14 protein-coding genes are annotated in these 15406 nt (G+C 65.8%); 7 read left to right on the top strand and 7 right to left on the bottom strand.

All coding sequences use genetic code 11. The features are described from left to right. Positions 1 to 104: 104 nt before the first annotated feature. Positions 105 to 908, bottom strand: a complete 804-nt coding sequence (locus K7W03_RS17415; protein WP_222886919.1) for a kinase — start codon at positions 906 to 908, stop codon at positions 105 to 107. Between the two features lies 1 nt (position 909). Then, complete coding sequence (locus K7W03_RS17410) at positions 910 to 2226, bottom strand: hemolysin family protein (protein ID WP_025548648.1); 1317 nt, start codon at positions 2224 to 2226, stop codon at positions 910 to 912. A gap of 151 nt (positions 2227 to 2377) precedes the next feature. Here K7W03_RS17410 and K7W03_RS17405 point away from each other — a divergent pair, with 151 nt between their 5' ends. Beyond that, the gene (locus K7W03_RS17405; protein ID WP_044660197.1) at positions 2378 to 3058 is read left to right on the top strand and encodes an OmpA family protein; all 681 of its coding nucleotides are present in this window, start codon (positions 2378 to 2380) and stop codon (positions 3056 to 3058) included. A gap of 55 nt (positions 3059 to 3113) precedes the next feature. On the opposite strand, the gene K7W03_RS17400 is transcribed toward K7W03_RS17405, so the two are convergent. Then, on the bottom strand, positions 3114 to 4106 hold the full coding sequence (locus K7W03_RS17400) for an esterase-like activity of phytase family protein (RefSeq protein WP_222886918.1): 993 nt from the start codon (positions 4104 to 4106) through the stop codon (positions 3114 to 3116). Between the two features lie 227 nt (positions 4107 to 4333). Between K7W03_RS17400 and K7W03_RS17395 the strand changes: the two genes are divergently transcribed. Then, complete coding sequence (locus tag K7W03_RS17395; RefSeq protein ID WP_025548652.1) at positions 4334 to 4753, top strand: glycine zipper 2TM domain-containing protein; 420 nt, start codon at positions 4334 to 4336, stop codon at positions 4751 to 4753. 186 nt (positions 4754 to 4939) lie between these two features. Here K7W03_RS17395 and K7W03_RS17390 read toward each other — a convergent pair whose 3' ends face one another. Beyond that, complete coding sequence (locus K7W03_RS17390) at positions 4940 to 5167, bottom strand: hypothetical protein (protein ID WP_025548654.1); 228 nt, start codon at positions 5165 to 5167, stop codon at positions 4940 to 4942. Positions 5168 to 5381: 214 nt separating this feature from the next. Here K7W03_RS17390 and K7W03_RS17385 point away from each other — a divergent pair, with 214 nt between their 5' ends. The 4 genes from K7W03_RS17385 (at position 5382) to metH (ending at position 11044) form a co-directional block, all read left to right on the top strand. Further along, positions 5382 to 6353, top strand: a complete 972-nt coding sequence (locus tag K7W03_RS17385) for an ArsR/SmtB family transcription factor (RefSeq protein ID WP_222886917.1) — start codon at positions 5382 to 5384, stop codon at positions 6351 to 6353. Continuing rightward, positions 6350 to 7285, top strand: a complete 936-nt coding sequence (metF, locus tag K7W03_RS17380) for a methylenetetrahydrofolate reductase (RefSeq protein ID WP_222886916.1) — start codon at positions 6350 to 6352, stop codon at positions 7283 to 7285. Before K7W03_RS17385 ends, metF begins: the two co-directional genes overlap by 4 nt. Beyond that, positions 7282 to 8328: a homocysteine S-methyltransferase family protein gene (locus K7W03_RS17375; protein ID WP_222886915.1), complete on the top strand. Its 1047-nt coding sequence runs from the start codon at positions 7282 to 7284 to the stop codon at positions 8326 to 8328. The genes metF and K7W03_RS17375 overlap by 4 nt, the downstream gene beginning before the upstream one ends. 118 nt (positions 8329 to 8446) lie before the next feature. Then, positions 8447 to 11044 carry a methionine synthase gene (gene metH, locus K7W03_RS17370; protein WP_222886914.1) on the top strand — a complete coding sequence of 866 codons (2598 nt, stop codon included), beginning with the start codon at positions 8447 to 8449 and terminating at the stop codon, positions 11042 to 11044. Between the two features lie 46 nt (positions 11045 to 11090). Here metH and K7W03_RS17365 read toward each other — a convergent pair whose 3' ends face one another. Then, a complete protein-coding gene (locus tag K7W03_RS17365; RefSeq protein WP_222886913.1) occupies positions 11091 to 12248 on the bottom strand; it encodes a serine hydrolase in 1158 nt (385 codons plus the stop codon). Between the two features lie 166 nt (positions 12249 to 12414). Here K7W03_RS17365 and K7W03_RS17360 point away from each other — a divergent pair, with 166 nt between their 5' ends. Then, a complete protein-coding gene (locus tag K7W03_RS17360) occupies positions 12415 to 13251 on the top strand; it encodes an alpha/beta fold hydrolase (RefSeq protein WP_222886934.1) in 837 nt (278 codons plus the stop codon). A gap of 119 nt (positions 13252 to 13370) precedes the next feature. Here K7W03_RS17360 and nadB read toward each other — a convergent pair whose 3' ends face one another. Both nadB and K7W03_RS17350 read right to left on the bottom strand, forming a co-directional pair. Beyond that, entirely contained in the window at positions 13371 to 14975 is a 1605-nt protein-coding gene (gene nadB / locus K7W03_RS17355) for an L-aspartate oxidase (RefSeq protein WP_222886912.1), read from the bottom strand. A 9-nt stretch (positions 14976 to 14984) separates the two neighbouring features. Continuing rightward, positions 14985 to 15406 (bottom strand): endonuclease domain-containing protein (locus tag K7W03_RS17350; RefSeq protein WP_319024324.1); only part of this gene is annotated, 422 nt, incomplete at its 5' end.

The following is a 15406-nucleotide window of genomic DNA, read 5'->3' as shown; positions in this document are numbered from 1 at the left end:
CCTCCGTTTGAGATGCCCTTTTGGTCACCCCGGACGCGATCCGGTGACTGAGAAGCAAGGGGGCCGGATCAAGTCCGAGGCGGCGAGCGCAGCAATGCCGGGTGTCAGCCATTGCAAATCCCGATCACCCGCCGCATCTCGTCCAGCCTGATCGTCAGGTCCGCCCGGCCCGGCATCTCCTCCAGAATATGCCGGGTCAGCCGCTCATAATGCTGGACGAAGCGCGCAATCCGGGCATCCGGCATGCCGCCGCCAGCTTCCTTGCGCAGGTCATGCTCCTGCTGCGTCCGCCAGCGCCGGACGATCCCGAAGTCCGGCGCGGCCAGCAGCACCAGCCGGTCGAGGCGCGCGAACAGCGCCTGATAATCCCCCGCCAGCGCCCGGTTTACGAAGGCGCGCCAGACGCCGTCCGCATCCTCCTCCCGCTCCAGGGCATTGACCGGCTCCACCAGCGCCGCCGCGCCCTGCGGCAGCGCACCGACGCACCAGCCCTCCAGCAGCAGCAACCGCGTGCCAGTCGCCGCCTTTTCCCATCGCCCTTCCGGCAAAGGATCGTCCGACGCCTTGTCGAAACGCGGCAGCAAGGTCGCCTCTCCCCGCTCCAACGCATCGATCACCCGCAACCCCAGCGCCACATCATGCGTCCCCGGCACCCCGCGCGTGCGCAGCAGCGGATGGATCGAACGGGCCATGGCCTCCCGCTCCGCCCGCGTGCGATACAGATCGTCGATGGAAAGGATCGCGGCCGGAATCCCGTCGCTCTGCAACCTCTGCCGCAAGCCCGCCGCCAGCGTCGACTTGCCGCTGCCCTGCGCCCCGCACAAGCCGATCACCAGCAGGCGACCGCCAGCCTCCTCCAGCGCCCGCCGCGTCAATCCCTCGACCGCGTCCAGCGCATCGTTCCGCATCCTATCGCTCCGCGATCAGCAGCTTGTCGATCTTGCGCCCATCCATATCCACGATCTCGAACCGCCAGCCCTGATCGTCGATGAAATCGCCCACTTCCGGCAAGCGCTTGAGCAGCCACAGCGCATGGCCGGCGACCGTCGCATAGTCGCGATCCTCCGGCAGGTCGATGCCGATCCGGTCCGCGAGCAGGTCCACCGGCATCTGGCCCGACACCAGCAGGCTGCCGTCCTCCCGCTCAACCAGGTCCGGCTCATCCTCGCTGTCCAGGTCGGACACGAAATGGCCTGCAATGGCGGAGAGCAGGTCGGCAGGCGTCGCAATCCCCTCGAAATGCCCATATTCGTCATGCACCATGACCATCGGCACCTCGGCCCGCCGCAGCACCTCCAGCGCGTCCATGGCGTCGACCTGATCCGGCACGACCTCCACCTTGCGCATCAGCCTTTCCAGGCTCAGCCCCTCGCCCCGGAACAGCGCGGTCATGATGTCGCGCGCCTGCACCACGCCGATGATGTCCTCCACCGTCCCCCGGCCCACCGGCAGGCGGGTGTGCGGCGTATCGAGCAGCTTGGCGCGAATAGCCTCCTCATCGGCATGGATGTCGATCCAGTCGACATCCATGCGCTGGGTCATCACCTCGCGCACCGGGCGGTCGGCCAGCCGCACCACGCCGGAAATGATGGCCCGCTCGCTCTCCTCGATCACGCCGGACCTGCTCGCCTCGGCCACGATCAGGTGCAGTTCCTCGGCCGTCACCTGATTTTCCGATTCGCGGGTCAGCCCCAGCAGGCGGAAGATGAGGGCGCTCGATCCGTCCAGCACCCAGACGATGGGGGCGGTGACCTTCGCCAGCCACAGCATCGGCCCGGCGACCAGCACGGCGATGGGCTCCGGCGCGCGCAGGGCGAACTGCTTGGGCACCAGTTCCCCGACGATCAGCGAGGCATAGGTGGTAAGGCCGATCACCAGGGCGAAACCGGCATTCTGCGCGGCATGGGGCGACAGGCCCAGCATCGCCAGCCGTTCCCCCGTCGGCCCGCCAAGGCTGGCGCCGGAATAGGCGCCCGCGACGATGCCGATCAGGGTGATGCCGATCTGCACGGTGGAAAGGAACTTGCCGGGATCGCTCGCCGCCGCCAGGGCGGAGCGCGCGCCGCGCCGCCCGGCCTTTTCCATTGCCTGGAGGCGCGGTTTGCGGGCGGACACGATCGCCAGTTCCGACATGGCGAACAGGCCGTTCAGCGCGACGAGCGCCAGGATGATGACGAGGTCGACCCAGGGAAAGGGCGTCGGAGCGTGCGGGGGGATATTGGCCATGGCGGTCGGCGGCCACCTATAACCCTGATTCTTACAATTTCACAACCGCCGCATCATCTGCAGTTCAGTTCGCTTGTGGAACAAAGGCCTCCTCTCATCCATTGGGGGTGCATCCGCTCCGTTCGGGCGCACGAGAAAGGGAAATATATCCATGCGGAATTTTCATCGCATCATCGGCGCGGCCGGCCTGGCCGCCATGCTGGCGACCACGGCCTGCACCACCGATCCCAACACCGGCAACCGCACCATTTCCAAGGCCGCGATCGGCGGCATCGGCGGCGCGCTGGGCGGCTATCTGCTGGGCGATCTGGTCGGCGGGCGGCATGACCGCACCGAAAAGATCCTGGGCGCGGGCATCGGCGCGGTCGCGGGCGCGGGCATCGGCGCCTATATGGACGCGCAGGAAAAGAAATTGCGCGAAGAAACCGCCGGCAGCGGCGTGGACGTGATCCGCGACGGCGACAATCTGGTGCTGCGCATGCCATCGGGCATCACCTTCGCCACCGACAGTTCCGCCGTGCAGCCCCAGTTCCAGCCGACGCTGAACGACGTCGCATCCGTACTGGCGCAATATCCCAAGACCTATATCGACGTGTACGGCCACACCGACAGCGACGGCACCGATGCCTATAACCAGGCCCTGTCGGAACGGCGCGCCCAGGCAGTGGGCGATTATCTGACGAGCCATGGCGTGCAGTCGGCCCGCATCGCCACGCGCGGTTTCGGGGAGACCCAGCCCATCGCCTCCAACGCCACGGCGGAGGGCAAGGCGTCCAACCGCCGCGTCGAAATCAAGATCGCTCCGGTGACGGAGCAGGATGTGCGTAGCTGAGACGGGCTGCGGGGACCGGGAGGCCGGTCCCCGCCCGCTGTTCCTTCATGCCGCCCTATCCCTGCCAATCCAGGGCGAATTTCAGCAGCAGGGTGCGTTGGAAAAATTCGTGATTGTCGTCCGACGCAATCCAGACGATCCGGCGGCCGCCTTCCCGGCTCAGGGCCAATCCTTCGAAATTGTCGGCCAACAGGGGCGGCGCCAGCCGGGCGAGGACGCGCGCCTTCAGCCGGTCGCCGGGGCGCGGCTCTTCCGGCAGTTCGATGATCGCCAGGGTCGCCGTGAACAGTTCCTGCAAGGTCAGCCGCCGGTTGAGGACCAGCACATGCCTGTCGTCCAGCGCGACCGCATCGGTCGGGCGATAACCGCGCGGCGGCACATAGCGCAGGTGCATGGGCGCCGCCGTAGCGGCTTCGGCCGGGTCGCCCGCGAACAGCAGCGTGTCGTGGCTGCCGTCGGCGGTCATCCCCATTTCCGCCAGGACGAGGAAGCGGCCGCCGGGCAGCCGCGCCAGGGATTCGACCGATCCCGTCTCCGGCCAGGCCTCGATCTCCGGCCAGGTGCGGCAGGCTTCGACGCGGGCGAAGCCGGGGGAATAGCGGCAGATCATCTGTTGCAGTTCGAAGCCCACCCAATAGCGCCCTGTCGCCGGATCATGAGCCATCGCCTCCGAATCCCAGGCCCACCAGGGGCGCTCCCGATCCTGCGGGCGGATGGGAAGCGGGGCGATGAAGGGACGCCGTTCCGCCCTGCCCCGGCCGATGTGGAAACCCATCAGCGTGCCGGAATCGCTGAGCGCCAGAATCTGGCCGTCAGGTTCCGCCAGCAGCGAGGATATGCCGCCAAAGCCATGATGGGTGCTGCTGAGTTGCCATCCGCCCAGATAGTGCAGCATTCCAAGGTCGCGCTGGGCGGGATCGGCCGCGTTCAGGGACAAGGCGCGCGCCCGCACCAGCAATGGGCCGGGGCCGAAGGGTTCGGGCTTGTTCTTATGCGGCGCGGGGAGCAGCAGGATCGCGAGCAGCAGGACGATCAGGATTCGGCGCATCGCCCTTGCCATAGGGGATAATCGGCCCCCGTGCAGGGTTTTTCGCGGCGCTGGCATCGACCGCCGAAAAGCGCGATAAGCGTTCCCGCCGGTTGCTCCAATGCTGAACGGCGGCTGACATCGCCATTCAGGCTTGGCTCAATGCGAATCGGGCAAAAGGGTCTCAATCGATGGTGAGTCCTCCGTGGAAGACCTGCCGTGATCGATGGCAAATGAGGAGCAACGCCATGAAGACGAAGTTTCTGATCAATCTGGGGGCGGCGCTGGCAATGGGCGCTGCCTCTCTGGCCGTCACCGCAACGCCGGCCATGGCCCGCGACGGCTGGGGCCGCCATTACGACCGTGGCGACTATTATCGCGGCGACCGTGGGTATCGCGGCTATCGCGGCGATGGTTATTACCGGGGCGGCGGCTATTATCGCGGCGACGGCTATTACCGGGGCTATCGCGGCTATCGCGGTGGCTATCGCTGCCGGGACAATGGCACGGGCGGCACCATCATCGGCGCGATAGCCGGTGGCCTGCTCGGCAATGAAGTCGGCAAGGGCAGCGGCCGCTACGGTCGCCGCGGCGACGGCACCACGGGCGCCATCATCGGCGCGGGCGTGGGTGCGCTGGCCGGGCGGGCGATCGACCGGGATTGCTGATCCACCGTTGAAGGATGAACGAAAAGAGGGCCGCTCCATCGGGGCGGCCCTTTTTTTGCCTTCTGACGCATCCTGTCCCTGCAACGCCAGGGCAGGCTCAGCCTGATGGAACCGACCGGCGCGAGCCAAAGAAAAAGGCCGCACCGTTTCCGGCGCGGCCCATTCCAGACAATTCCCTTTTGGGAATTACATCGCGTTCGCGGCAGCGTTGCCGGCCGTGTTCGCAGCGTTCGAAGCGGCGTTCGAAGCATTGTCGGCAGCGTTCAGCGCGGCGTTCATGGCGTTGTCGGCAGCGTTCGAAGCGTTCTCCGCGGCATTGGCCGAAGCGTTGGCGGCATTTTCCGCACCGCCCGAGCAGGCGGCCAGGCCGAGCGACGCGGCGAGAACGAGCGAAAGAGCAATCGACTTGGTCATGGGTTAACCCCTCTCTGAGAATAATAACGGTGCAGACCACTCTCGGAGAAAAGTTCACCCCCCATTGCGTCTGCGCCGCGATTCGTAATGAATCCGGCGACTCATGGCAATCCCAATCATGCGTCAAGCCCGTGATTCGGGGCTGTCAGGGGTTGAACGGCGCGGTTCCGAACGACCATTGACGCATATAAAGATTTCTTTATATGATCCATGCATGAGCGCAGCAATCGACATTTTCCGGGCATTGGGCGACCCGACGCGGCTGCGCATCATCTATCTTCTGCGCGCCATGGAACTGGCCGTGGGCGAAATCGCGCAGGTCGTGGGGCAAAGCCAGCCGCGCGTGTCCCGCCATGTCCGCATCCTGGCCGAAGCCGGTCTGGTGGAGCGGCGCAAGGAAGGCAATTGGGTTTTCCTGCGGCTGGGCAAAGAGGCGGAAATCGGACCCTTTCTGACGCTTTTCGACCAACTCGTGCCGTCGGAGGGCGAGCTGTTGTGGCAGAAGGCCGACCTCGCCCGGCTGGCGGCGGTACGGGCGGATCGCGCCCAGGCGGCGGAAAGCTATTTTGCCGAACATGCCGAGGAATGGGACGCGATCCGGTCCCTGCATGTGCCGGAGGGCGATGTGGAGGCGGCGATGACCGCCCTGCTGGGGGCGGAACCGATCGGCCATCTGCTCGACATCGGCACCGGGACCGGGCGAATGATCGAATTGTTCGGTCCGTCGGCGGAGCTGGTGACGGCGCTGGACCGCAGCCCGGACATGCTGCGGCTGGCCCGCGCCAAGCTGCCCGAGGATGCGGGCGACAAATATGCGCTGGTGCTGGGCGATTTCAGCGCCCTGCCGCTGGAGCCGGGCAGCGCCGATACGGTGGTGCTGCATCAGGTGCTGCACTATGCCCAGGCGCCCGAGGCGGTGATCGAGGAAGCGGCACGGGTGACGGCGGCGGGCGGCCGCGTCCTGATCGCCGATTTCGCGGCGCATGAACGGGAAGAGCTACGGCTGCGCGACCAGCATGCGCGGCTGGGCTTTTCCGACGGGCAGATCGAAAGCTGGTTCGCGGATGCGGGCCTGGAACTGGAACGGGTGGAGGTGCTGCCCGGCCAGGAACTGACGGTGCAATTATGGCTGGGCCGCCGCCGTGGCGCGCGCGTCCTGCCTATCGAAGGACGACTTTCCGCATGACCTTGAGCTTTCCCTCCGTCGAAGAGGCCCGGCGGGCGCTGGATGCGCCGCTTTACGCCGATCTGGCGGGCGACCTGAATGTGAGCTTCGAATTCTTCCCGCCCAAGACGGAGAAGATGGAGGAGCAGCTCTGGTCCGCGATCCAGACCCTGACGCCGCTGGCGCCGAAATTCGTGTCGGTGACTTACGGCGCGGGCGGGTCGACGCGGGAGCGGACGCATAACACCGTCGCGCGGATCGCGAAGGAAACACCCTTGTCGGCGGCGGCGCACCTCACCTGCGTGGCGGCGAGCAAGGCGGAGATCGACGGGGTGGCCGACGCCTATTGGGAAGCGGGCGTGCGGCATATCGTGGCGCTGCGCGGCGATCCGCCGGAAGCGGGCGCGAAGTTCGAGGCGCATCCGGACGGGTACAAGGGCGCGGCGGAACTGGTCGAAGGGCTGGTGAAGCGCCATCCCTTCGAGATTTCGGTCGCCGCCTATCCGGAGACGCATCCCGACGCCTTGAGCGCGCGGGGCGACATCGACAATCTGAAGCGCAAGCTGGATGCGGGCGCGACGCGGGCGATCACGCAATTCTTCTTCGAGCCGGATACCTTCTTCCGTTTCCGCGATACGGTGGCGGCGGCAGGGATCGGCGCGGACATCATTCCGGGCATCATGCCGGTCAGCAATTTCGCGGCGGTCCAGCGCATGTCGGCCATGTGCAACACCGATGTGCCGGGCTGGATGGGCAAGCTGTTCGAGGGGTTGGACGACCTGCCCGCCGCACGGCAGCTCGTGTCCGCGACGCTGGCGGCGGAACTGTGCCGCAAGCTTTATGCGGGCGGGGTGCGCGACTTTCATTTCTATACGCTCAACCGGGCGGAACTGAGCTATGCGATCTGCCATCTGCTCGGGCTGCGGCCGGCGACATTGGAGAAGACGGCATGACCGCCGAGGAACGCTTCCGCGCCGTGGCCGCGGAGAAGATCATGATATTCGACGGCGGCTACGGCACGTCGATCCAGAAACATGGGCTGACGGAGGCGGATTATCGCGGGTCGCTCGATCTGGCGAAGGACCAGAAGGGCAATAACGACCTGCTCTGCCTGACCCGGCCGGACATCGTGGAGGGCATCCACACCGCCTATCTCGACGCCGGTGCGGACATGATCGAAACCAACACCTTCTCCTCCACCAAGATCGCCATGGCCGATTATGGCTGCGAACATCTGGTGCGGGAGATCAACATCGCCGCCGCGAAGATCGCCCGCAAGGCCTGCGAGGCGGCGACGGCGAAGGATGGGCGGCCGCGCTTTGTCGCGGGGTCGATCGGGCCGACGAACAAGACGCTGTCGATCTCTCCGGACGTCAACGATCCGGCCTATCGCGAGGTCGATTACGATACGCTGAAGGCCGATTATCGCGAGCAGTGCGACGCGCTGATCGAGGGCGGCGTGGACTTCCTGCTGGTCGAGACCTGCTTCGACACGCTGAACGCCAAGGCGGCGGGCATGGCGGCGCGGGAGGCAGAGGCGGCGGCGGGGCGGCCGGTGCCGCTGATGCTGAGCTTCACCATCACGGATATGTCGGGGCGCAACCTGTCCGGGCATACGATCAACGCCTTCTGGTATTCGCTGCGGCATTTGAAGCCGCTGACCATCGGGGTGAACTGCGCCTTCGGGGCGGATCTGCTGCGGCCTTATCTCAGCGAACTGGCGAAGAATGCGGATACGTTGATCCTGGCTTATCCCAATGCCGGGCTGCCCAATGAACTGGGGCAATATGATGAGCTGCCGGAGACTACGGCGAACCTGATCCGCCAGTGGGTGGATGAGGGGCTGGTGAATATGGTCGGCGGTTGCTGCGGCACGACGCCGGCGCATATCGGCGCGGTGGCGAAGGCGCTGGCGGGGCACAAGCCGCGTCAGGTGCCGGAGCTGCCGGTGGTGACGCGGCTTGCGGGCCTCGAACCGATGCATATTGCCGCGTAAGATATAAATCCGTCATTCCCGCGAAGGCGGGAATCCATCTCCTGCCTTCTCCCCTGGTGCTATGTTGGGAGATGGATCCCCGCCTTCGCGGGGATGACGAAGAGAAGAGAAGCAGGGAATGACCCAATCGACCGCCACTTTCGTCAATATCGGTGAGCGCACCAACGTCACCGGATCGGCCAAGTTCAAGAAGTTGATCATGGCGGGCGACTATGCCGCGGCCATCGACATCGCCCGCGATCAGGTGGAGAACGGCGCGCAGATCGTCGACGTCAACATGGACGAAGGCCTGCTCGACGCCGTGGAGGCGATGACGACCTTCCTGAAGCTGATGACGTCCGAACCGGACATTGCCCGCGTTCCGGTCATGATCGACAGTTCCAAATGGGAAGTGATCGAAGCCGGCCTGAAATGCGTGTCGGGCAAGCCCATCGTCAATTCGATCAGCATGAAGGAGGGTGAGGCAGCCTTCCTCCATCACGCCCGCCTCTGCATGGCCTATGGCGCGGCGGTGGTCGTCATGGCCTTCGACGAGACCGGCCAGGCCGATACGAAGGACCGCAAGGTCGAGATCTGCGAGCGCGCCTACAAGCTGCTGATGTCCATCGGCTTCCCGCCGGAGGACATCATCTTCGACCCCAATATCTTCGCCGTGGCGACCGGGATCGAGGAGCACAACAATTACGGCGTCGACTTCATCGAGGCCTGCCGGGAGATCAAGAAGCGCTGCCCCCATGTCCATATTTCGGGCGGCCTGTCGAACTTCTCCTTCTCCTTCCGCGGCAATGAGCCGGTGCGGCGGGCGATGCATTCGGTCTTCCTCTACCACGCCATCCCGGCGGGGCTGGACATGGCGATCGTCAATGCGGGCCAGCTCGACGTTTACGACGCCATCGACCCGGCGCTGCGCAAGGCGTGCGAGGATGTGCTGCTGAACAGCGATCCGGAGGCGGGCGAACGCCTGGTCGCGCTGGCGGAGAGTTTCAAGGGCAAGGATGCCGCATCGGAAAAGGCAGCGCAGGAATGGCGCGGCTGGCCGGTCGCCAAGCGGCTGGAACATGCGCTGGTCAAGGGCATCGACATGTATGTGGTCGAGGATACGGAGGAAGCCCGCCTCGCTGCCGTGAAGCCCATCGAGGTGATCGAAGGCCCGCTGATGGACGGCATGAATGTCGTCGGCGACCTGTTCGGCGCGGGCAAGATGTTCCTGCCGCAGGTCGTGAAATCCGCCCGCGTCATGAAGAAGGCGGTCGCCCACCTCCTCCCCTTCATCGAGGCGGCGAAGGAGCCCGGCGCCAAGGGCAAGGGCAAGGTCGTGATGGCGACGGTCAAGGGCGACGTCCACGACATCGGCAAGAACATCGTCGGCGTCGTGCTTCAGTGCAACGGCTTCGAGGTGATCGATCTGGGCGTCATGGTGCCGTGGCAGGACATCATCAAGGCGGCGAACGAAAATGACGCCGACATGATCGGCCTCAGCGGCCTCATCACCCCCTCGCTGGACGAGATGGTGACGGTCGCGGCGGAAATGCAGCGCGCCGATATGACCATGCCGCTGCTGATCGGCGGTGCGACCACCTCCAAAGTGCATACCGCGCTGCGCATCGATCCGGCCTTCACCGGGCCGGTGGTGCACGTGCTGGACGCCAGCCGGGCGGTCGGCGTCGCGACGGCGCTAGTCTCCGAAACCCAGAAGACCGATTTCGTCCAGAAGACCAAGGATGATTATGCCCATGTCCGCGCCGCCCGAGAGGGCAAGGGGCAGAGCAAGCTGCTCAGCATCGAGGAAGCGCGGGCCAATGCCTTCGAGATCGACGAGAGCCTGAAGCCCGGCAAGCCGCGCCTGCCCGGCGTCCACCGCTTCCCGGACTGGGATCTGAAGGACCTGCGCAACTATATCGACTGGACGCCCTTCTTCCGCGCATGGGAACTGGCGGGCAATTATCCCGCGATCCTGGAGGACAGGGTGGTGGGCGAGAGCGCGACCAGCCTGTTCACCGATGCGCAGAAGATGCTCGACCGCATCGTGGACGAGAAATGGCTGACGGCGCGCGGCGTGGCCGGCCTGTGGCCCTGCCGCCGCGAAGGCGACGACATCATCGTCCATGTCGAGGATGAAAAGCATGTCCGCCTGCCGATGCTGCGCCAGCAGATCGCCAAGCGGGAGGGCCGGGCCAATATGTGCCTTGCCGACTTCATCAGCCATGATGGCGACTGGATGGGCGGTTTCGCCGTGTCGATCCACGGGATCGAGCCGCATCTGGCGCGGTTCAAGAACGCTATCGACGATTATTCGGACATATTGCTCAAGGCGCTGGCGGATCGTCTGGCGGAGGCCTTTGCCGAGCGGCTGCACCATTATGTGCGCACCGCGCTCTGGGGCTATGCCGAGGGCGAGCAGCTTACCAACGAGGCGCTGATCAAGGAGCAATATCGCGGCATCCGGCCCGCGCCCGGCTATCCCGCCTGTCCGGAGCATAGTCTGAAGCCGCTGCTGTTCGACATGCTGGACGCGCATCACGCGACGGGCATTTCGCTGACGGAAAGCTTCGCGATGCTGCCGACGGCGGCGGTCAGCGGCTTTTACTTCGGGCATCCGCAGGCGGAATATTTCGGCGTGGCGCGGGTGGGGCGCGACCAGCTGGAGGATTATGCCGGGCGGCGCGGGGTGGATCTGGAGACGGCCGAGCGCTGGCTGCGGCCCAATCTGGATTGAATCCTACTCCGTCATTCCCGCCTTCGCGGGAATGACGGAAAGAAGACTAACGCGCCTCGTGGTTGGCCGCCACCGCCTTCGCCACCGCCTGCATCAACTGCCAGCGCGTCGGGATCGGTTCCGTCGTGCTGCCGATCATCACCGCGACCGCATAGCTGGTGCCGTCGGGCGCGGTCATGATGCCGATGTCGTTGAACCCGGTCGAACGCGCGCCCAGTTCCTGACCCGTGCCGGTCTTGTGCAGATAATGCCATCCCGCCGGCACGCCGCCCTTGATCCGCTGCGGCCCCGTCTTCGCCTCGCCCATGATCGAAAGCAGCAGTTGCGACGATGCCGGGGAAAGCATGTCGTTCTGCTTGAGCTTCGCCAGCGCCTGCACGATGGAGGATGGCGCGGCGCCGTCCGGCGGGCTGGCGAGATAATTGTCCAGCGCCTTCTGCCGCACCGATAGGGGCAGCCTGGCGCGGGCGGCGTAGAAGTTGCGGCCGATCGAATAATCCTGCCGCCATTCCAGGCCCGCCGTGGTGGATTGCAGCAGCCGTTCGCCGGGCCCGAAGCGGATGTCCCTGATATAGCGGCGCGCGAGATAGCTGCGCACCGCTTCCGGCCCGCCGACGGCGCGCAGCAGCGTGTCGTTGGCGGTATTATCGCTCTGCGTCATGGCGCGGCGCATCAGGTCGGAATAGGTGGTGGTCCAGCCGGCATTGCCCACCAGGGCGGCGGTCGGCTGGTGGAAGAGGGTCAGGTCCTTCTTCGTGATGGTGGTGCTGTCGCTGAGGCGGATCTTGCCCCGGTCGACCGCGTCGAGGAAGGTCATGGACACCCAGAGCTTCGAAACGCTCTGCTGCGGGAAGAGCAGATTGCCGTTCCATGCAACGGTCCAGTCGCTGCCGATGCGGCGCACGGCGATGCCGACCTTGCCGTTGAAGCTTTGGCCCAGGTTGCGGACCACACTGACCAGCGCGGGGGGCGGCGTTTCCCTTTGGTCGACCTTCAGCGCTTCGAAGGGCTTGGGCGGATTGGCGACCGGCTTGATCGGGAAGGTCGCGGTGGAAGGCTGCGGCCGCTGCTGGACCGCCGCATAGGGTTGCTGCGGCGCGCTGACGCAGGCCGAAAGCGCCGCCATCAACAGGACGAGCCGGGCCGAGCCGCTATTGCCGCCGCCATTTGGGCGCTTGCCGCGCCCTCCCTTGAAATTGGTCATCGAAATCCCCGCACTCTCCTTCCGCATTAGGGTTCAGACCCGCGCCGGGTGACAAGAATCATGCGATGAACGATTCCACAAATGCGATGTAAGGAGGCTGAACGAGGCGCGCCTTAACTCAGTTGAGGTTCAGGCGAAGGACTGCAAGGAAGCGCCGATGAACCACATGATGAACAGACGGACGATGATGCGGGGGGCGACTGCGCTGCTGGCGGGCGGCATGTTGCCGGTACGGGCGTGGGCGGCGCCCTTCGCTTCGCGCCGCATTGCCGTGACGACTCGCGGCACCGGTCGCGATGTCGTGCTGATCGCGGGGCTGGCGAGCGGGCCGGGGCTGTGGAACGGGGTGGTCGGCGCGCTTTCCGGTTATCGCTGGCATCTGGTCCACGTGCGGGGTTTTGCCGGCCTCGCGGCGGACGCCAATGCCAGCGGGCCGCTGGTCCAGCCTTTGGCGGACGAGATCGCCCGCTATATCGCGGCGGCGGGGCTGGAGCGGCCCGCCATTGTCGGCCACAGCATGGGCGGCACGCTGGCGATGATGCTGGGTTTGAAGGGGCTGGCGGGGCGGCTGATGGTGGTCGACATGCTGCCCGAAGGGGCGGCGATGGTCGGCGGCACGGCGCAGGGCATGGGCTTCCTGGCCGATCAACTGGGGCAATATTTCACCGGAACCAAGGCGGGCCGCGCCTATCTAGCGCGGATGCTGGCGGAAATGCCGGGCGCCCGGGGAAGCGATCCGGATGTCGTCGCCAATGCGCTGCGCGATCTCGCCAATGTCGACCTGGGGCCGCAACTGGCGCGGCTGACCGCGCCGATGGAGGTGGTCTATGCCGTCGGCAGCGATGCGGCGCAGGCGGGCGAGATCGGCCGAACCTTCCGCGCCGCCTATGCCGCCAAGCGCGGCGTGCGGCTGGTGCCCATCGGCCCCAGCGGCCATGTCGTCATGGCGGATCAGCCGGCCCGCTTCAACGCGGTCCTCGGCAATTTTCTGAAGACGGTTTGACGCCGATCAAAGGCGCGGCGGGACAGCAGGGGTAAAAGCAATCCGACGCCTTCCTCCGCGTCACTCCTCGACTCATGGCGCAGCGCGATGGACGCTGCGCCACTTTTTTTCAGCTTCCTTCAGGGCGCCAGCACCGTATCGACCGCCTGCGGCAGCATCGCCGGATAATCGAGCGTATAGTGCAGCCCCCTGCTCTCCTTGCGATGCAGGGCGGAGCGGACGACCAGACGCGCGACCTCCAGCAGGTTGCGCAGTTCGATGAGGTCCGGCGTCACGCGGAAATGGCCGTAATATTCGTCGGCTTCCTTCGCCAGCAGGTCGATGCGGTGCTTGGCGCGCTCCAGCCGCTTGGTGGTGCGGACGATGCCGACATAGTCCCACATGAAGCGGCGGATTTCCTTCCAATTATGCTGGACGATGACCTCTTCGTCCGAATTGGTGACGCGGCTTTCGTCCCAGGGGCGGATCGGCGGCGGCGCGGGCAGTTCGTCCCAATGGGCGCGGATGTGCCGGGCGGCGGCTTCCCCGAAGACGAAGCATTCCAGCAGCGAATTGGAAGCGAGGCGGTTGGCGCCGTGCAGCCCGCTTTCGGTGACTTCGCCCGCCGCATAGAGCCCCGGCAGGTCGGTGCGGCCATCCAGGTCGATGACCACGCCGCCGCAGGTATAATGCTGCGCCGGGACGACCGGGATCGGTTCCTTCGTGATGTCGATGTCAAGATCCAGCAGGCGCGCATAGATGGTCGGGAAATGGGTGCGCACGAATTCCGGCGGCTTGTGGCTGATGTCGAGATGGACATAGTCGAGGCCGAGCCGCTTGATCTCATGGTCGATGGCGCGGGCCACCACGTCGCGGGGGGCGAGTTCGCCGCGCGGGTCGAACCGGGGCATGAAGCGTTCCCCGCCGCCGGGGACACCGGGGGGCAGCTTCAAATGACCGCCCTCCCCCCGAACCGCCTCCGTGATGAGGAAATTCTTGACCTCCAGATTGTAGAGGCAGGTCGGGTGGAACTGGTTCATCTCCATGTTGGAGACGCGGCAGCCCGCGCGCCAGGCCATGGCGATGCCGTCCCCGGTCGCGCCCCGGGGAGCCGTGGAGAAGAGATAGGTGCGGCCCGCGCCGCCGGTGCAGAGGATCGTCGCCTTGCCCAGGATCGCGTCGACATGGTCCGTCAGCCTGTTGAAGGCATAGACGCCCCATACATGCCCGTCGCCCGAATAGCGCTCGCCATGGCGGCTGGTGATGAGGTCGATGGCGACCCTGTCCTCCAGCAGCGTGATGTTGGGATTGGCGCGGGCGGCCTTCAGCAGCGCGACCTGCACGGCATGGCCGGTGGCGTCGTCGACATGGACGATGCGGCGGTGGCTGTGACCGCCTTCGCGGGTCAGGTGCCAGCGTTCGCCGAATTCCTCCCCTCCATTGAAGGGAACGCCAAGCTCCGCGAGCCGCTCTATCGCCGCAGGAGCCTCGGAGACGACGAATTCGACGGTGCTGCGGTCGTTCAGGCCCGCGCCTGCGACCATCGTGTCTTCGATATGCGCCTCGAAACTGTCCCCGGCGTCGAGCACGGCGGCGATGCCGCCCTGCGCCCAATTGGTGGACCCGCCATCCAGCGCGCCCTTGGCCAGCACCACGACCTTGCGGTCCTGCGCCAGGTTGATGGCGGCCGTCAGCCCCGCCGCGCCGGAGCCGATGATGACGACGTCATAGGTGGTGGTGGGCATATAGTCTTCTTACTCCCCTCCCGCAGGCGGGAGGGGTTGGGGGTGGGCTTGCGCGAGGGCTGCCATGATATGCGACAGCACGCCTTCGATATTCCCTATCACGTCGGCATTCTGAAAGCGCAAGACGGTAAAGCCTAGTTCGCGACAGTAGGCGTCGCGGCGGGCGTCATATTCCGCACTGTCGTCGTGGGTGGAGCCATCCAGTTCGATGATGAGCTTCGCCTCACGGCAGAGGAAGTCCGCGAAATAAGGGCCGATAGGGATTTGGCGGCTGAACTTGCGGCCGTCCAGTTGGCGGTTGCGCAGGCGCTGCCAAAGGAACCGCTCAGGCGGAGATGCCTCGTTTCTTAGCGACTTTGCGCGGGACGTATTCCTGCTTCTGAAAGGTCGCGCCAGCCCACCCTCCGGCCCCCTCCCGCCTGCGGGAGGGG

This window comes from Sphingobium sp. PNB, from assembly GCF_019873065.1.
Lineage (GTDB): Bacteria > Pseudomonadota > Alphaproteobacteria > Sphingomonadales > Sphingomonadaceae > Sphingobium > Sphingobium fuliginis.
The sequence above is the reverse complement of the archived record's forward strand: the minus strand, read 5'-3'. Positions and strand labels throughout refer to the sequence as shown.